Origin of the sequence: Streptomyces sp. NPDC021093 (assembly GCF_044333135.1) — a bacterium.
Taxonomy (GTDB): domain Bacteria; phylum Actinomycetota; class Actinomycetes; order Streptomycetales; family Streptomycetaceae; genus Streptomyces.
Window position 1 is genome coordinate 51,656 of record NZ_JBIRQJ010000008.1, and the last position, 17,500, is coordinate 69,155.

The window sequence follows — 17,500 nt, forward strand, 5'->3', positions numbered from 1 at the left end:
GGAGGGGCCGGGCGGGGGACAGTGGGCGTCGGCCCCGCGGCCCGCGGGCCCGCCTGCCGGACAGGGCCAGGTCCGGCCCTACTCCCGGCCGGCGTGCCGCCACTTCTCGTGCACGGTCGCCCGGCGCACCCGCCAGGACCCGTCGTCGGAGCGCAGCAGGCTGAAGGTGTAGCGGCCACCGGTGACGAAGTTCGGCGGCCCGGCGTCGCCGTTCGCCTCACCCGTGCGCTCCAGCCGCATCGGATTGAGGTAGTCCGCCTGGAGCTCGGCGCTGTCACCCGTGTACCCGTTGAGGTCTTCGAGCTCCAGCCGCCGGTTGACGATCAGATGCTGGCGCACCGGGAACAGCAGCAGCATCTCGGCGAGCCACCCGGCGACCTCGCGCGCCGGGCCCTCGATGCCGCCCGCCGAGCGGTAGTCGGCGCGGCCGTCCGGGGTGAACAGGGCCTGGTACGCCGTCCAGTCGGCGTCGTCGACGGCCACGGCGTACCCGGTGATCACCGCATCGATGGCCAGCCGGTCCATTACGGTCGCGAGCTCCACACGCTGGGTCATCGGCTCAGTCTCGGGCAGCGGGGGCGTGCCGCCAAGGGCCCGTGGGGCCCGAGTGTTCGCCGTGCGACCGGGCCCGGGCGCTCCTACGATCGGCCAAAACGTCCCATTCCATTATCAACCGGTCAGTCGGTCAGTCGGTCAGCCCGTCCACCGGTCAGCCCGTCCACCGGTCCACCGGTCATTCGTGAGGTGCTCACATGGGTATGCGTCGTACGACCTCCGTCCTGCTGGCGACCGCCGTCGCTTCGGCAGCCCTGGTCACCGGATGCGGCGACGAGGGGAAGGCCGACCCGATGCGCGGCCAGCAGTGGGCGCTGGACACGATCGAACTGCCCGACGCGTGGGGGACGTCGGACGGCGACAAGACGGTCATCGCGGTCGTCGACACCGGCGTGGACCGCCAGCACCCCGACCTCAAGGACCGGCTCGTCGACGGCCACGACTTCGTCGACAACGACGACGACCCCACCGACCAGAACGGCCACGGCACCCATGTCTCCGGCATCGCCGCCGCCGCGACCGACAACGGCATCGGCATCGCGGGCGGCGCCCCCGGCGCGAAGATCATGCCGGTACGGGTGCTGGGCGCGGACGGCAGCGGCAGCGACGCCAACATCACCAAGGGCATCGTCTGGGCCGCCAACCACGGCGCCGACGTCATCAACCTCTCCCTCGGCGAGTCCGGCCTGATGGCCCGGCTGCTCAAGGGCGGCGTGCTCAACCCGGCGATCAAGGCGGCCCACGCGAAGGGCGCGGTCGTCGTCGCGGCGGCAGGGAACGACGGCACGGCCCTCCAGCCGTACAAGCCGCAGACCCCGGTCCTGGTGGTCGGCGCGAGCGGCCCGGCGAACAAGCCGGCGAACTTCTCCAACTTCGGTGCGCAGGAGGCGGTGAGCGCCCCCGGCGTGAAGATCCTCTCGACGCTGCCGACGTACGCGACGAAGGAGACGGAAAAGAACAGGTCGGGGTACGGGACGCTGGACGGGACGTCGATGGCGGCGCCGTACGTGTCGGCGGTGGCGGCGCTCCTGCATGCGCAGGGGCGGACGCCGGACCAGGTGATGGCGGCGATCCGGGGCACGGCGCGGAACCCGGAGAAGTTGCCGAAACTGGGGCTGGGGATCGTGGACGCGGGGGCGGCGGTCGCTACGGAGAAGTAGGCGGGGTGCGGGTGGGGCGGTCGCGAGCGCGTGCGGTCGCGGTGGGGGCGTGCCGCGGTGGGGGGCCGCCCCCTTGCCCACCCGTCCCGCCCCCGGGGGCAGGCTTTTAGGGGCGCGGGGAACTGCGCGGCCAGCCACGACGCACCCGCACGAAGACCACCCGCCCCGGCGGCCAGCCACGACGCACCCGCACGAAGACCACCCGCCCCGGCGGCCAGCCAGGACGCACCCGCACGAAGACCGCCCGCGCCCCCCGGAGGGCTCAGTTCCCCGCCGACTCGCCCGCATGTGGGCTCAGGACGTCGGTTCCGACCAGGATGAAGAGCAGGATGCCGAGCGCGATCCGGTAGTAGACGAACGGCATGAAGCTCCGCGACGAGATGAACCGCATGAACCATGCGATGACCGCGTACCCCACCCCGAAGGCGATCAGCGTGGCGAAGACCGTCGGCCCCCACGACACATGCCCCTCGCCCACGTCCTTCAGCTCGTACGCGCCCGAAGCCAGCACCGCCGGAATCGCCAGCAGGAACGAGTACCGCGCCGCCGACTCCCGCGTGTAGCCCATCAGCAGGCCGCCGCTGATGGTCGCGCCGGAGCGGGAGACGCCCGGGATCAGGGCCATCGCCTGACAGCAGCCGTAGATCAGACCGTCCTTGATCCCGAGGTCTTTCAGGGTCTTGCGGTGGTTGCCCGCCTGGTGGCGGCCCGAGCCCGCGTTCGCCTCCGCGCGCGCCGCCAGCCGGTCCGCGATGCCGAGCACGACGCCCATCACGATCAGCGTGGTGGCGATCAGCCGCAGATCGCGGAACGGCCCCTCGATCTGGTCCTTGAGCGTGACCCCGAGAACGCCGATCGGGATCGAGCCGACGATCACCAGCCAGCCCATCTGGGCATCGTGGTCACTGCGCATCGACTTGTCCCGCAGCGAGCGGAACCACGCGGAGACGATCGTCGCGATGTCCTTGCGGAAGTAGATGAGGACCGCGGTTTCGGTGCCGATCTGGGTGATCGCGGTGAACGCGGCCCCCGGGTCCTGCCAGCCCGCGAAGGCGGCCGTCAGGCGCAGGTGGGCGCTCGATGAGACGGGCAGGAACTCGGTCAGGCCCTGGACCAGACCGAGGACGAACGATTCGAACCAGCTCATATGGGGTGGCGCCGTCCCGGGTGTGCGCGCAGCGCTGCGCCGCGCGGAGGTGGGGTGAGTGGTGCGCAGCGTACCTGTGGGAGGTGGCCGGAGGGTGTTCAGCGGGCAACGGGCGTGGCTCGCCGCCGCGTCCAGAAGTTCACTTGTTCGAGAGGGGGGCCGCCGAAGTCTGCACCAGGGGCGAGGCCTTCACCAGGGAAGAGGCCTTCACCAGGGAGGGCGTCTGCAGGGAGGAGGCCTTGATCAACGAGGGTGCTTTGATCAACGAGTGCGTCCGCTCCGGCGAGCACGCCCGCTCCGCCGCGGAACCGGACTCCTGCACCGCCGAGCGCCCGATCGAGTGGCGCTTGCACCATGCCACCACCACACCGGCGATGCTCGTCACCACGATGAAGCCCGTCGAGATCATGAACGCCGGGGACGTCGGCGACTTCGCCTCGCTGCCCGCTATGACGTACGCCAGGGTGTTCGGGATCGAGCCGAGCCCGGTCGCCGTCAGGAACGACAGGTACCGCATCCGCGACACCGCCGCGCAGTAGTTCGCCGCCGCGAAAGGCACCCCGGGGAACAGCCGGATCGCCAGCATCGACCGGAAGCCGTGTCTGCTCAGCACCCCGTCGGCCGCCAGCAGCACCCGCCCCCGCAGCATCGGACGCAGCGCGTCCTGGCCGAGCAGCCGGCCCAGCGCGAAGGAGATTCCGGCGCCCAGCACCGTGCCGCCGATCGACGTGGTGAGGCCGAGGGCGGTGCCGAACAGCGCGCCCGCCGCCAGGTTGAGGATCGGCCGCGGCACGAAAGCCACCGTGCACAGCCCGTACGCCACCCCGAACAGGACCGCGGCCGTGACCCCGTCCAGCTGAGGTGGCCAGCCGTCGGCGAGCATCTTCTGCGGCTCGTACAGCAGGACCGCCGTGGCAGCCGACGCCAGCACGACCGCGAGCAGGACGAGCCGCGACCAGGGCGACAGCAGTGCCCTGGCGCAGCGCACCGAACGCGGTGTTTCCGTGCGGGCGGCCGTGGCCCGGGTGGCTTGGTCGAACATCCCGGGAGAGTAACTGACATCCGTGTGTGATCGCCGTAATGTGCACCGCATGACCCGCTTGACCCGGACGGCTGACGGCGGCCCCGCCCGCCCGTCCGCGGCCCCCGCCCCCGGCCCCTGCGGACCCTCCGGCGCACTCGCCGACACCGTCCTGGAGCGGCTCACCACCGTGTATCCCACGGGAGCGGACCCCGTACGGGCCGAGCAGGCCGCCGCGTACATGAAGCACGTCGCCCCCTTCCTCGGCATCCGCACCCCCGAGCGCCGCACGCTCTCCCGCACTGTGCTCGACGGCACACCGCGCCCCGACGAAGCGGACTGCTCGGCGATCGCGCTGCGCTGCTGGGCGCTGGAGGAGCGCGAGTACCACTACTTCGCCGTCGACTACCTGCGCCGGTACGCCCCACGCCTCAGCTCGGGCTTCCTGCCGGTGGCCCGGCAGCTGATCACCACCGTCCCCTGGTGGGACACTGTCGACCTGCTCGCCGCCCACCTCGTCGGGCCGCTCGTCGCCGCCGACCCCGGGCTGAGGCGCGTCATGGACGAGTGGATCGGCGACGACGACCTGTGGGTTGCCAGGACCGCCCTGCTGCACCAGCTCCGGTACAAGGACGCCACCGACGCCGACCGCCTCTTCGCGTACTGCCTGCGCCAGGCCTCCCACGGCGACTTCTTCATCCGCAAGGCCATCGGCTGGAGCCTGCGCGAGTACGCGAAGACCGATCCGGCGGCCGTACGGGACTTCGTCGCCGCCCACCGGGACGTACTGTCGCCGCTGTCGGTGCGCGAGGCCCTGAAGAACCTGCACCTCTGAGCCGGACGGCTCAGTCCTCGCCCGGTACGTTTCCCACGTTCAACAGCAGCAGGCCCGGGGATGGTTGTGCGCCGTCGACGGCCCGTACGATTACGGGACGAGCGGCGGCCGCACGGGGAAGGCAAGCATCGCGTGGCTGTGAATGAGCATGTGGTCAGCTTCTGGAGGCCACTGAAGAAGCTGGTGCGCGAGCGCGATGTCAACTATCAGAAGCTCGCGTCACGCCTCGGTCTGAGTGTGCCCGCAGTCTCGGAGATGCTGAGTGGCAAGCGGGCCAAGGCGCCCTCTTGGGATGCAGTGCGCACGGTTGTCTCCGCCTGTTTCGAGGGAGCCGGTCCCGAGACGGGCAGGATCAAGGACGAACTCCGCTTCTGGCGCCGCCGCTTGGACGAGTTGGTGACCACGTTGGAAGCGGAGAAGCCGGCGCGCAAGCCGAAGGCCGAGGAGACGGCCGTCGCATCGGCGCGCTGCCGGATCTGCAGCGATGCGTACGAGCACGAGCGCTTTGCCCTGCCGGACGAGACGTTCGAGTTCTGGGACTTCAGCTTCGTCGATGCCGTCGTCCTGCTCGCGGGCCCGGACAGCGAACTCCGGTCTGCCGCAGAGGGACTCGCTCTGCACCGTATCGAGGAGGCCAACGACCTCGACGCGTTTCGAGACCACTGCCGGGACGTCACCGACGCCCTGCTGGGCGGCATCGGAGGCACGGTGAGGCAGGCGTGTCACCAGCATCGTGTGCGGCTGCTGCACGCCGCGCACACGGTCGTCGTGGTGGAGAGCTTCCTCCGCAGTTCCGTGCTGGACATGCTGCTGGGGTCGGGGCGAGCGTTCGACGTGGACGACATCATTGCCGTCACCTATGCGGACGGGAAGTTGGCAGCCGCCCCGATGCCGGTCGCGGACGTCTCGTACACGGACCACCGCGTGCGCGTCACACAGCACTACGCCGAGGCGGTGGCGGCGGTCACCTGGAGCGGACCGGATTCCTCCGCGGACCGGCATGCCGCACTGGGGGCCGAGGCCGAGGAGCTGTACGGAATTCGCCTCGGTGAACTGGCCTCGGAGTGCCCGGAGTTGTTCGTCTGGGCCAGTCTTCAGGACGGTACCCATGCCATCGAGATGTCCTCCGCGGTGTCGGACAGTGAAGGGCGGCGGAAACTCGAAGCGCTGGCTCGCGGGCTGCGCGAGCAGAAGCGGGGACTCAGCGGACTGCAGACGCTGCTCACGGCACTGGCCCGCAAGGCGGAACCGAGCGCGTGGCCCGCGAAGCTGAGCTCGATCTACCGCCGCGAGCTGGCCCGTCCGATCTCCCCGATCGCCGACACACCGCACGACGGTTCGCGCCCGGAGATCCCCAAACTTGCCCAGGGATACGTCAACCCGGCGTTCCGCTGCTCGGTGTACCGGGCCGGCGATCAGCCGCACGTCGATGAGTGGTGGCGCATGCGGCCCTTGCGCGACGAGATTCAGGGGTTCCTGGCCGGGTACCTGAGCGGCCTGCCCGTCGTCCAGCGTCCAGTGATCATTTTCGGCGACCCGGGAGCGGGGAAGTCCCTTCTCACGCGGATGCTGGCAGCACGCCTGCCGGCCTCGGACTACCTGCCCGTCCGGATCGAGCTGCGCAACGTTCCGGCCGACGGGGAGGTCCTCGACCAGATCGCGTACGCCCTTCGGGCCGCGACGCAGAAGCGTGCCGACTGGGTGGAGGTCGTCGAAGAGTCGCCGGACGTCCTGCCGGTGCTCATCTTCGACGGTTTCGACGAACTCCTCCAGGCCGGGGGCGCTGACCACTGGCGCTATCTGGAGGAGATCGAGGAGTTTCAGCAGACGTCGGCCAACAACGGCCGGCCGGTCGCGGCCATCGTCACCAGCCGAACGGTGGTCGCGGACCAGGCAAAGATCCCTGACGGATGCCTCCTCATGCGCCTTGAACCCTTCGACGCCGAGCGGATCGAGCTGTGGGTCGACACCTGGAACGAGAAGAACCGCGAAAGATTCGCCCGTTGCCGCATCGAGCCCCTGCCGAGCGGCATGGGTGAACGGCATCCAGGGCTGGCGGCGCAACCGTTGCTGCTGCTGATGCTCGCGCTCTACTACGCGGTCGAGAGCGGGGGTGGCAGCGACGCCATCATTCGGCTCAGCCGTGTCGAACTGTACGAGAAGATCATGCAGTTGTTCGTCCGGCGGCAGGTCGAGAAGTTGGAGCCGGGGCTCACTCCTGACGTGATGGAGGCCAAGGTGGAGGCTGAACTCGACCACCTTTCGATCATCGCCGCTGCCATGTTCAACCGGGGGCGGCAGGGCGTCAGCGCCGAGGAAGCAGACCATGACCTCGGCTTTCTGCGTGACCCGGAGAATCCGGCGAAACTCTCCCCGGCTCGCATGCTGTTCGGGCGGTTCTTCTTCATCCACGAGGCCAGAGCCACATTCGGCGGCCGCGAGGATCACAGATGGTACGAGTTTCTGCATGCGACCTTCGGCGAATATCTCGTCGCGAGGAAGGTCGCGGCGATACTTCGGCACTGCCCGGACGGAGGGCCGTACGAGGAACTGCTCTTCGGCCTGCTCTCCTTCTCGCCCTTGACCGACCGGGTGCAGATCCTGTCCGACTTGCGTGAACTGCTCACGTCCACGGAGATGATCCCCGGAATGTTCCGCGGTGCGCTGCTCGCACGCCCCGCCCGCGGGGCGGAGTACACCACAGGACCGGTCGCGATCACTTACCGGCACGCTTGCTTCAGTGTGAACCTGCTCCTCGTCGAGCTCGCCGTGCGTGGAACCGTCCGGTTCTCGGTCCTGACAGGCTCGACGGCGGACAGGCCCCGGGCATGGCGCGACCACGCCACGCTCTGGCAGTCGCAACTCGCCCCGACTTCGTGGGACGCGTTCACCCGCGCGGTCACTTGCACCTCGTTCGCAGCAGGGGAGCAGCAGACGCGAGACGTCGCGGTACGCCTGGTCCAACAGGACGGTCGGCACGGCGAGACGTCCGAGTCCGGTGCCGACGCTTCGGCGGAGCGCGGTCAGGTCCCCGCTCGGCGCTGGGGCAGCGTCGCGGCCGACGAACGACTGCGTCGCGTGCGCATGCTCGGTGACGACGACATGAGTGCGGTGACGCAGATGGCCTCAGTCGCCTACGAGGATTTCGGGAACGTCTCCGTGACCGCCGTGCTGGACCGTGACGGAGTGCTGTACTCGCCGGAGCGCACCTTGATGTCGCTCGTGACGTGCGACCGTACCGCGCACCAGGAACTGGCCCGGCGCTACTCCTCCTGCCTGGCGGTTGTCGAGGCCGCCACGGACGAGCGCTACGTCCGCATCCTCGCCCGCAGACTCACGCAGGACTGCGCGGTGCTCGAACCGTCCGTGGGGGAGGCCGTGCTGTCCGCGCTGACGGCGGATGCCGCGACGGTCGACCGGATGAGCCACGCGGTCCGGACGGATCTGCTGGCGTGTGCGCTGCACGAGGTGAGGAACTCGCGATCGACCAAGGCCGCAACGGCAGCCTTCGCACTGATCGGCCTCGACCTTCTGAAGGCTCCGGTCGACGGGCCACCCGGGGCGCTCTTCACCTGGATGCTCGATACGGCCGAGCGAAGAAGGCCGAAGAGGTCGGAGAAGTCGGAACTGGCCGTGCTCCTGCTGGCCGTCGACCAGGAACAGTTCGACTGGGCCGACCGGTTCGCGGACAAGATCCTCTCCAGCGTCTCCGACGAGACGCTCGACGGAATGCCGGCCGCATACGTCGAGTCGTTGCTTCTCTCCCTCCCCAAGTGTCCCGCCACGGCCGAGCGGGTGCTGCGGGCGGCCGAAGGGCCGGTCTGACGGCCTCCGGCCGCCCGCGGTGACATGCCCCTCGGTCAGTTCCCTTCCCTGTCCTTCGCGATGACGCGGTCCAGCTTCTCCACGACCCACAGCGTCACCACACCCGTGACGATCTGCCCCAGGAACGGCAGCGGCTGGTCGGTGAACTGCACGAGCCCCTCGGCGGTGCTGCCCGCCGCGGAACCGGCCGTGACGGCTGTACTCACGATCACTGCGGTGCGCAGGGTGATGCTCTTGCCCACGGTGTCCTCCGGAGAGTTCGGAACGTCTTGGAGGCACCACTGTCAGAGGGGGAGAGCATCACCCGGCACGACTCCGAACCGGTGGGAACCGCATGACGAACACCCAGCTCAGCGGGGCGGCGCAGGGCCGTACGCCGAACAACACCGAAGTGCGTCCGTTGAGCCGAGGGACAGCCCGTCCGGCGGGGTGGCGCCTGGTCCGCACAGACGGTGCGTCGGCACAGACGTTGCGTCTGCGCAGACGTTGCGTCTGTGCGGACGTGCGGACCAGGCACCACCGGGCCCCTACCCGAGGACCTCGGTGAGGGTGCCCGCGCCGACGGTGCGCCCACCCTCGCGGATCGCGAAGCCGAGGCCCGCTTCGAGAGGCATGTCACGGCCGAGCTCGACCGTCATGGTGACGGTGTCGCCCGGCCGGGCCACGGCGGCCTCGCCCAGGTCCACGTCGCCGACCACGTCCGCGGTGCGGATGTAGAACTGCGGACGGTAGCCGGTGGCGATCGGCGTCGACCGGCCGCCGTCCTTCGTCGACAGGATGTGCACCCGCGCGGTGAAGCGACGCGCGGGGGAGATGCTCCCGGGCGCCGCCACGATGTTGCCGCGGCGCACCCCGTCGCGGGGCATCCCGCGCAGGAGCAGCGCCACGTTGTCGCCGGCCTGTGCACTGTCCATCGGCTTGCCGAACGTTTCGAGCCCCGTGACCACCGTCTCGGTGTCCGCGCCGAGACCGCCGAGGACGCTGATGCGGTCACCGACCTTGACGGTGCCGCGCTCGACGGCGCCGGTCACGACCGTGCCCCGACCGGTGATGGTGAGGACGTTCTCCACCGGTAGCAGGAACGGCGCGTCGACATAGCGCTCGGGGATGGGCACGTACGTGTCGACGGCGTCGAGCAGTGCCTCGATCGCCGCGACCCAACGGGGGTCGCCCTCAAGGGCCTTGAGGCCGGAGACGCGGACCACCGGGGCCGCGTCGCCGCCGTAGCCGTTGGCGGAGAGCAGCTCACGGACCTCCAGCTCGACCAGGTCGGTGAGCTCGTCGTCGCCCGCGTCGGCCTTGTTGAGCGCGACGACGATGTGGTCGACGCCGACCTGGCGGGCCAGCAGGACGTGCTCGGCGGTCTGCGGCATGATGCCGTCGAGCGCCGAGACGACGAGGATCGCGCCGTCCAGCTGGGCGGCGCCGGTGACCATGTTCTTGACGTAGTCGGCGTGTCCTGGCATGTCGACGTGGGCGTAGTGGCGGGTGTCGGTCTCGTACTCGACGTGCGAGATGTTGATGGTGATGCCGCGCGCGGCCTCCTCCGGGGCCCGGTCGATCCGGTCGAAGGGGACGAAGGTGCCGGTCCCGTGGTCGGCGAGGACTTTGGTGATGGCAGCGGTCAGAGTGGTCTTGCCGTGGTCGACGTGACCCATGGTGCCGATGTTGAGGTGCGGCTTGGTGCGAACGTATGCCGTCTTGGGCATGGCTCATCCTTCGGGGAAGCGTGAAGCCGAGGGTCTCCGCGCCGGGCCGGTGTGCCTCGCGGCGGGAGACGGGGACCCCTGGGTCTGGCCGACCCTCCCCCTGCGGGGTCCGCCGGAATGTCCGGGGAGAGTCAGCTTCGGGCGCCGTCGAAGGCGTCGAGGTCGAATGCGTCGGGGCCGAATGCCTTGGGGTCGAATGCGTCGGGGCCGAAGGCATCGGGCAGGAAATAGGCCGGCACGTCGGTGACCGGGCAGTCGGCAGCCTGAACAGCGCCCGCGACTGCGGGCGTTGCTGCGAGGAAGGCGTACCGGAACATGAGGCCGATCATCGCCGATGGGGCCGTGCGGGGCGAATGGTTTTCCCGGCAGGGGGTTCGAGGACAGGCGGGCGCCGGACGACCCCGGTCCGTCCGGGCGCGAGGGTGGGCACGTGGCGGGCACGAGTGGTGGGCACGAGGGGCGGGAACGAGGGGCGGGAACGAGGGGCGGGCGCGGCGCGGCAGTGCCCCGGCATACGCGGAAACCGGCGGGACCGCCCGGGGCACAATGAACGGATGAAAGAATCCGTACCGGTCGTCCGGGACGTGGACGGCGGCACCGCCAAGCTGATGCCGGACGTCGACCGTGCGCACGCCTGGCTGCTCACCGTCGACGGGGCACCCCAGTCGTACGTCGACCTGGACGAGCCCACGTACCTCGAATTCGAGTACGCGCGCAGGCTCGCCCATGTCGTCGACGGAGCCGCTGACCCCGGGCTGCCGCTCGACGTCGTCCACCTCGGCGGCGGCGGGCTCTCGCTGCCCCGGTACGTCGCCGCCACCCGCCCCGGCTCCCGGCAGGACGTCGTCGAGGCCGACCGGGGGCTCCTCGCCCTCGTCGCCGAGCACCTGCCGCTGCCGGACGGCGGGGCGGGGATCACGGTGCACGGGCAGGACGGGCGGGCCTGGCTGGAGGCGGCCCCCGCCGACTGCGCCGACGTGCTGATCGCGGACGTCTTCGGCGGGTCCCGGGTGCCTGCCGCCTTCACCTCGGCCGGGTACGTGCGCGAGGCCGCCCGGGTGCTGCGCAGTGCGGGGATCTACGCGGCGAACCTCGCCGACGGGGCGCCCTTCGACTTCCTGCGGTCCCAACTCGCCACGTTCCGGGCGGAGTTCGCGGAGCTTGCGCTCATCGCGGAGCCCGGGGTACTGCGCGGCCGGCGGTTCGGCAACGCGGTCCTCGTCGCCTCCCAGCAGCCCATCGACACCGCCGCGCTGGCGCGCCGTACGGCATCGGACGCCTTTCCGGCGCGGGTCGAGCACGGGGCCGCGCTGGTCCGGTTCGTCAGGGGCGCCGCAGCGGTGCCCGACGCGGACGCGGTCGCGTCACCCGAGCCGCCCGCCGGGGCCTTCAGCGTCGGCTGAGGGGAGAGCTGAGGGGAGAGCTGAGGGGAGGGGAGCCGGGGCTGCGGAGGGCTCCGCCACCGGGTTCGGCGCGGCTGGTTCCGCGACTTTCACCGGGTTCGGCGCGGCTGGTTCCGCGACTTTCACCGGGTTCGGCGCGGCCGGTTCCGCGGCCGTCACCGGGTCCGGTGTGCGGCGGCGGAGGTTCCGTACGTCAGGAAGCATCAGCACCGCGGTCGTCAGCAGCACGACCAGCGCGGCCGAACCCCACAGGGCGTTCGAGCGGCCGAAGGCCGACTCGGCCGGGCCCGCCAGGGACGTGGCGATCGGGACCATGGCGAGCGAACCCAGCCAGTCGTAGGCCGAGACCCGGGAGAACTTGTCCTCCGGGATCTCCTGGTGCAGCGCCGTCAGCCAGGAGACGCCGAACACCTCGATGAAGACGCCGGTCGTGAACATCACTGCGATCAGCGCCCACGCGGGCAGCGGAATCGCCAGCCCCACCGAAGGCAGCGCGAGCGGGAAGACGCAGAGCATTCCCGAGAAGAGCAGCCGCTGCGGCTTCCAGCGCATCATCAGGACGGCCCCGCACAACGTGCCCGCACCGAATCCGCCCAGTGCCAGGCCCCAGGGGGCCGCGCCGCCCAGGTGCTCCTCGGCGACCAGCGGCCCGTACACCGCCTCGGCGGCGGCTATCACCGCGTTGATCACCGAGAATTGCACCACGATCCCCCACAGCCAGGGCCGTGAGGAGAACTCCTGCCAGCCCGCCCGCAGGTCGGAGAGCAGACCGCCGCTCTTGACCCGCTCCGGGATGTGGCTCACGTCGAGGAACGACCGCATGGCACCCGCCACCGCGAACGCCGCCGCGTCGATGGCGAGCACCCAGCCGGGTCCGACGGCGGCGATCATCGCCCCGCCGAGCGCCGCGCCGCCGATCGAGGCGCCGCTCATCGACATCCGGAACACGGCGAAGGCCCGTCCGGCCTGCTCGCCGCTGACGGTCGACAGCAGCATGCCCTCCGCCGCCGGGCTGAAGAACGCCTGCCCGGCGCCGCCGAGCCCGGCCAGCAGCATCATCTGCCAGAGCTGCGGGCTGCCGGTGAGCACGAGGACCGCGAAGAGGCCCTGCGAGACGCAGTTGAGGGCGTTGGCGGCGACCATCACCCGGTGCCGCGGCAGCCGGTCGGCCACCGCGCCGCCTATCAGGAGGAACAGGATCAGCGGTACGGTCCTGGCCGCCGCGACCAGTCCCACGTCGCCCGCGGTGCCGCCGGTCGCCAGGACCGCGAAGGACGCCGCGATGAGCGCGCCGTTCGAGCCGAGGGTGGTGACGACGGCGGAGGCCGTGAGCAGCGAGTAGTTGCGGCCGGCCCAGGACGGGCGGCGGCGCGCGGCCGCGGACGGCGGCGGGGCGGCGGGTGAAGTCACTGAGGGACTATCGCCCCCGCCGCCCCGTGTTGCCAAGTCGAACGGGTGTACCCCGCTCGCGGACTGCTCAGCCCGCCAGGCGGACGGTCTTGAGGATCTGGGTGACCGTGGCCTCGGGCACCTCTTCCTTGACGCCCTTGGCGCTGTGCAGGATCCAGGTCTTGAAGTCGCCCGTGGCGTTCTTGAAGCTGAAGGCGTACGCCTTGCCGTCGGTCACGCAGCGGGAGGTCTTCTTCACGCCGACCACGGTCGCCGTCGCGAGGCTGCCGGTGAGGCCGGAGGTCGTGGTGAAGGGCTTGGCCTTCGCCACCTTCACCTTGTCCTTGTCCTTCAGGCCGTAGCCGCCGTACGCCCAGTTGCCCACCTGGCCCTCGGCCACGTCAGCGGTGTTCTTGGAACCCGTGATGCTGCCGGTGGTGCCGGTCTGGGACAGGGAGGTGTTGTCCACGGTGCCGTTCTTGTCGGCGTCCTCCGAGCACCACTTGTCCTTGAGGGTCGCGGGCGCGGACATGATGGCGATCGTCTTGCCGGCGTCCTCGAAGCCGATCATGAGGGTGGGCGAGCCGACCACCCACTCCGGCGGTACGTCGAACATCGAGCCGTGCTTCTGGTTGATGACGACCTTCCAGCCCGGAACGGTCGGCTTGGCGTCGATACCGGCACGCGGGTTGCTGGCGCTGCCGCCCGGCGCGGGTGCCGCCGGGTCGGAGGCGGGCGGTGCGGACGGCTGCTTCGTGGCGACGGGCGACTGGGAGGCCGTGGCGTCGGCCTTCGGCGGGGTCTCGCCGCCCTTGTCCTCCTTGAAGATGAAGACGCCGGTGGCCGCGAGGGCGGCGACGACGACCACGCCCGCGACGACCGCGGTGACGATCGTCTTCTTGCGGTCGTTCTGCGGCCCGCTCGGACCACCGGGCCCGGGCGGGCCGGGCGGCACGGGGGTTCCGTACTGGTTCTGGTACGGGTTCACCCCGGGCGGCGGAGTCGGTACGGAGCCGGGCGCCGGGTATCCGTAACCCGGCGCGGGGGCGGGCTGCTGGTAACCGCCGGGCGGCGGCACCGGCGGCTGTCCCGGCGGAGGAGTCATGGGCGGTCCGCCGGCCGGCGGCTGGCCGGGCGGCGGCGTCGTCGGGTACCCCGGCTGCTGGTACGGGTTCTTGTCCTGCGGATTCTGCTCGCCCCCGGGCGGCTGCTGTCCTGGCCACATGACGCGTAACCATAGACGGGGTGGCGACGGCAGGGCCACCGCCGCCCCTGGAGGGACGGTGAAGGGTTCGCGGGAGGGGATGGCCAATCCCGACTACTCGTGGGTAACATAACTGAGCATGAGCGCAGATCAGATGTCCGTCGGCGAGATGCTCGCCGCCACGGTTCCCATGGCCCGCACGCTGGGCCTGGAGTTCCTGGAGACCACCCCGGAGCGGGCCGTCGTCCGCCTGCCGGACCGGAGCGACTACCACAACCACGTCGGCGGCCCGCACGCCGGAGCGATGTTCACCCTCGCCGAGTCGGCGAGCGGTGCGATCGTGATCGCCGCCTTCGGCGACCAGCTGACGCGCGCCGTGCCGCTCGCCGTCAAGGCGGAGATCGGCTACAAGAAGCTCGCCATGGGTGTGGTCACCGCGACCGCGACCCTCGGCCGCCCGGTCGCCGACGTCGTCGCGGAGCTCGACGCGGGCGGGCGCCCGGAGTTCCCCGTCGAGATCGCGATCACCCGCGAGGACGGTGCGGTCACCGGCGAGATGACCGTCGTCTGGACGCTGCGACCCCACAACAAGTAGTCCCGCCGGGGCTTTTGCGCAGGGCGGTGTCCCACCTCGACGGAGGTGGGACACCGCCCTTCCGTCTGTGCGCGCCACGGGCTTCTCGTCCGACGTATTGACAAAGGCTGTGCCCTGAAGGTCAGTTGACACGTGTACATGTCCCATCTCCTCGACGAACTCGACGAACTCGACGATTCGTCGGCAGTTCCTCGGTGTCCCGTGCGCGGCGCCACCCGTCGGCGGGCTGCGCTGGAAGGCGCCGCGTCCACGTACCGGAGCAGGCCCCCGAGCAGGCCCCCCGGCCGACCTCCGGGCCGACCTCCGAACAGGCCTCCGAGCACCACAGGGGACTGCCCGTCCTGGTCCGGTTCCACGGCGGCGGGTTCACGGCGGGCGCGGGCGAGGACATCGTCCCCGACGGGGTTCCTCTCCGCGCCGCGCTGGCTGCACGCCAACGTGCGCGGCTTCGGCGGCGACCCGTCCCGGATCACCGTTGCGGGGGAGTCCGCCGGCGGCTCCTTCGTCCGGGGCGGCGCACCGCGGGCGGTCGGCCTGCCGGACATGCCGACGGAGAACCGCACTTCCGGCACCGCACTTCCGGCACCGCACTTCCGGCACCGTGCTCTCGCTGAGGACCGCGTCCGCCGGGGGGAACAGCCTCGACGGGAAGGTCGGATCCGGGCACGCGTGCGACCTCTGGGACGCCGCCGTCACGGCGTGACCAGCGGGGTAGGCTGCCCGGCGTGCGCCGCTCGGGCGCGGGCCGGGCGGCTTGCCCGTGCGCATGAGATCTACGTACGACGGAGGAACCGGCTTTGGACGTCCAGCAGTGGCTAGAGACCGTGCCGGCGGTCAGCATCTACATCCTGGTGGGGGTGGTCATCGGGGTGGAGAGCCTCGGGATCCCGCTGCCCGGTGAGATCGTCCTCGTCAGTTCGGCCCTGCTCGCCTCCCAGCACGGTGAGATCAACCCGTACATCCTGGGCGCGTGCGCCACGGCGGGCGCCATCATCGGCGACTCGATCGGGTACGCGATCGGCCGCAAGGGCGGCCGGCCACTGCTCGCCTGGATGGGCAACAAGTTCCCGAAGCACTTCGGCGAGACGCAGATCGCCATGGCGGAGCGCTCGTTCCAGAAGTGGGGCATGTGGGCGGTCTTCTTCGGCCGCTTCGTCGCCCTGCTGCGGATCTTCGCCGGACCGCTCGCGGGCGTCCTGCGCATGCCGTACTGGAAGTTCCTCATCGCCAACGTGCTGGGCGGCATCGTCTGGGCGGGCGGCACGACGGCCGTCATCTACTCGGTGGGCGTGGTCGCCGAGGCGTGGCTGAAGCGCTTCTCCTGGCTGGGACTGGTGGCCGCGGTGCTCTTCGGCCTCGCGTCGATGCTGGTGCTGAAGAGCCGGGCGAAGAAGGCCGCGGCGAAGATGGAGGCGGAGAAGGCGGCGGCGGAAGCCGGGCCGGCGACCGCCAAGGAGCCCGTCGCGGTGGCCGCGGACTGACCTCGGGCCGCTTCGATACGCCCCCGCACCGTACGACGGTGTCGGGGGCGTCGTCGTTCAGCAGCAACTTCCCTCCTTCCCACGGCACTTGCAGCCGGGGGTCACCCCGCCCCCGGCTGCCCCCGGCCGGTCGTCTACGGTGCCCGGCAGAACAGCGGCGCGGCACGCCACGAGTACGTACGAAGGAGTACGCCATGACAGAAGAAGCAGCAGCCCGGCCCGGCCAACCGCTGGTGATGGGCGTGGGCGGCAAGCAGCCCCGGCTCTCCCCGGAGGCCTTCGCCGCCCCGACCTCCGTCGTCGTCGGCGAGGTCACCATGGCCGAGGGTGCGAGCGTCTGGTACCACGCGGTGCTGCGCGCCGACTGCGGCCCGATCGTCCTCGGCGCCGACTCCAACATCCAGGACAACTGCACCGTCCACGTCGACCCCGGCTTCCCCGTCACCGTCGGAGAGCGCGTCTCGGTCGGCCACAACGCCGTACTGCACGGCTGCACCGTCGAGGACGACGTCCTCGTCGGCATGGGCGCCACCGTCCTCAACGGCGCGGTGATCGGCGCGGGTTCGCTGGTGGCCGCGCAGGCGCTGGTGCCGCAGGGCATGCGGGTGCCGCCGGGCTCGCTCGTCGCCGGAGTACCGGCGAAGGTGCGCCGCGAGCTGACGGAGGAGGAGCGCGAGGGCATCAAGGTCAACGCCCTCATGTACCGCGACCTGGCCAAACAGCACGGTGACGCGGTGGCGCAGGCACAGTCCGGTTCCTGACGGACCGTCTGCCGGCGCGGCATGCACACTTCCGGCGGCCGCGCGAGCCGAACTGCTGCGACCGGCCGCACTGCGGATCCGAATGGACGTAACCCGGTCAGCCCCGTAGTAGGGCGGATGTCGCACGGTATGCCTAAGTGCGTCCTGTTCCTCCTCCTTGGGAGATCAATATGCGCACCATAGTCGGACGAGCGGTGGCGGCTTCGGCCCTGGCTGTCATCGCCCTTGCACCCCTCGCAGGCAGCGCCTCGGCGAGCACGGTCGAGCAGACGGCCCAATCGACGGCGGCGGCCCATGGTTGCTGGAGTGACCACGGGCATGTGTACTGCGACGACGGGCCCTGGCACCACTACCACCACGGCGTGGGTCTCGGCCTGGGAGTGGGCCTGGTGCTCTGATCCGAGCACCACGGGCC

Annotated in this window: 16 protein-coding genes and 1 pseudogene; 9 read left to right on the top strand and 8 right to left on the bottom strand. The window is 70.7% G+C overall.

Features of this window, described 5'->3' with window-relative positions; translation table 11 throughout:
• Nucleotides 1-78: 78 nt before the first annotated feature.
• Nucleotides 79-555, bottom strand: a complete 477-nt coding sequence (locus tag ACH4SP_RS25255; RefSeq protein ID WP_398417827.1) for a nuclear transport factor 2 family protein — start codon at nucleotides 553-555, stop codon at nucleotides 79-81.
• Between the two features lie 197 nt (nucleotides 556-752).
• On the opposite strand from ACH4SP_RS25255, the gene ACH4SP_RS25260 reads away from it, so the two are divergent.
• A complete protein-coding gene (locus tag ACH4SP_RS25260) occupies nucleotides 753-1,715 on the top strand; it encodes a S8 family serine peptidase (RefSeq protein WP_398417828.1) in 963 nt (320 codons plus the stop codon).
• A 262-nt stretch (nucleotides 1,716-1,977) separates the two neighbouring features.
• Here the strand turns inward: ACH4SP_RS25260 and ACH4SP_RS25265 are convergent, their stop codons facing one another.
• Together ACH4SP_RS25265 and ACH4SP_RS25270 are read right to left on the bottom strand one after the other, a co-directional pair.
• Nucleotides 1,978-2,862 (bottom strand): undecaprenyl-diphosphate phosphatase, encoded by an 885-nt coding sequence (locus ACH4SP_RS25265; RefSeq protein WP_398417829.1) that lies wholly within the window; start codon nucleotides 2,860-2,862, stop codon nucleotides 1,978-1,980.
• Between the two features lie 313 nt (nucleotides 2,863-3,175).
• A pseudogene (locus ACH4SP_RS25270) lies at nucleotides 3,176-3,904 on the bottom strand (TVP38/TMEM64 family protein); the annotation flags it as partial.
• Nucleotides 3,905-3,953: 49 nt separating this feature from the next.
• Between ACH4SP_RS25270 and ACH4SP_RS25275 the strand changes: the two are divergent.
• The gene (locus ACH4SP_RS25275; protein WP_398417830.1) at nucleotides 3,954-4,718 is read left to right on the top strand and encodes a DNA alkylation repair protein; all 765 of its coding nucleotides are present in this window, start codon (nucleotides 3,954-3,956) and stop codon (nucleotides 4,716-4,718) included.
• 132 nt (nucleotides 4,719-4,850) lie between these two features.
• On the top strand, nucleotides 4,851-8,543 hold the full coding sequence (locus ACH4SP_RS25280; RefSeq protein ID WP_398417831.1) for an NACHT domain-containing protein: 3,693 nt from the start codon (nucleotides 4,851-4,853) through the stop codon (nucleotides 8,541-8,543).
• Nucleotides 8,544-8,578: 35 nt separating this feature from the next.
• Here ACH4SP_RS25280 and ACH4SP_RS25285 read toward each other — a convergent pair whose 3' ends face one another.
• The 3 genes from ACH4SP_RS25285 to ACH4SP_RS25295 all read right to left on the bottom strand — a co-directional run bounded on the left by ACH4SP_RS25285 (nucleotide 8,579) and on the right by ACH4SP_RS25295 (nucleotide 10,569).
• Nucleotides 8,579-8,785: a hypothetical protein gene (locus ACH4SP_RS25285; RefSeq protein ID WP_398417832.1), complete on the bottom strand. Its 207-nt coding sequence runs from the start codon at nucleotides 8,783-8,785 to the stop codon at nucleotides 8,579-8,581.
• Nucleotides 8,786-9,070: 285 nt separating this feature from the next.
• Nucleotides 9,071-10,252, bottom strand: coding sequence for an elongation factor Tu (gene tuf, locus ACH4SP_RS25290; RefSeq protein ID WP_398417833.1), 1,182 nt, complete (start codon nucleotides 10,250-10,252; stop codon nucleotides 9,071-9,073).
• A 131-nt stretch (nucleotides 10,253-10,383) separates the two neighbouring features.
• A complete protein-coding gene (locus tag ACH4SP_RS25295) occupies nucleotides 10,384-10,569 on the bottom strand; it encodes a hypothetical protein (RefSeq protein ID WP_398417834.1) in 186 nt (61 codons plus the stop codon).
• Between the two features lie 237 nt (nucleotides 10,570-10,806).
• On the opposite strand from ACH4SP_RS25295, the gene ACH4SP_RS25300 reads away from it, so the two are divergent.
• The gene (locus tag ACH4SP_RS25300; protein ID WP_398417835.1) at nucleotides 10,807-11,655 is read left to right on the top strand and encodes a spermidine synthase; all 849 of its coding nucleotides are present in this window, start codon (nucleotides 10,807-10,809) and stop codon (nucleotides 11,653-11,655) included.
• Here the strand turns inward: ACH4SP_RS25300 and ACH4SP_RS25305 are convergent.
• Together ACH4SP_RS25305 and ACH4SP_RS25310 are read right to left on the bottom strand one after the other, a co-directional pair.
• Nucleotides 11,617-13,065, bottom strand: a complete 1,449-nt coding sequence (locus ACH4SP_RS25305; protein ID WP_398417836.1) for an MFS transporter — start codon at nucleotides 13,063-13,065, stop codon at nucleotides 11,617-11,619. The genes ACH4SP_RS25300 and ACH4SP_RS25305 overlap by 39 nt on opposite strands.
• Nucleotides 13,066-13,132: 67 nt before the next feature.
• A complete protein-coding gene (locus ACH4SP_RS25310; protein WP_398417837.1) occupies nucleotides 13,133-14,269 on the bottom strand; it encodes a hypothetical protein in 1,137 nt (378 codons plus the stop codon).
• 133 nt (nucleotides 14,270-14,402) lie between these two features.
• Here ACH4SP_RS25310 and ACH4SP_RS25315 point away from each other — a divergent pair, with 133 nt between their 5' ends.
• From ACH4SP_RS25315 to ACH4SP_RS25335, 5 genes are all read left to right on the top strand, one after another.
• Nucleotides 14,403-14,843 carry a DUF4442 domain-containing protein gene (locus ACH4SP_RS25315; protein WP_398418364.1) on the top strand — a complete coding sequence of 147 codons (441 nt, stop codon included), beginning with the start codon at nucleotides 14,403-14,405 and terminating at the stop codon, nucleotides 14,841-14,843.
• Between the two features lie 138 nt (nucleotides 14,844-14,981).
• Nucleotides 14,982-15,662, top strand: coding sequence for a carboxylesterase family protein (locus tag ACH4SP_RS25320; protein WP_398418365.1), 681 nt, complete (start codon nucleotides 14,982-14,984; stop codon nucleotides 15,660-15,662).
• Nucleotides 15,641-16,324 carry a DedA family protein gene (locus ACH4SP_RS25325; protein ID WP_398417838.1) on the top strand — a complete coding sequence of 228 codons (684 nt, stop codon included), beginning with the start codon at nucleotides 15,641-15,643 and terminating at the stop codon, nucleotides 16,322-16,324. The genes ACH4SP_RS25320 and ACH4SP_RS25325 overlap by 22 nt, the downstream gene beginning before the upstream one ends.
• Before the next feature lie 194 nt (nucleotides 16,325-16,518).
• Complete coding sequence (locus ACH4SP_RS25330) at nucleotides 16,519-17,085, top strand: gamma carbonic anhydrase family protein (protein WP_398417839.1); 567 nt, start codon at nucleotides 16,519-16,521, stop codon at nucleotides 17,083-17,085.
• Nucleotides 17,086-17,255: 170 nt separating this feature from the next.
• Nucleotides 17,256-17,483, top strand: coding sequence for a hypothetical protein (locus ACH4SP_RS25335; protein WP_398417840.1), 228 nt, complete (start codon nucleotides 17,256-17,258; stop codon nucleotides 17,481-17,483).
• Nucleotides 17,484-17,500 lie beyond the last annotated feature (17 nt).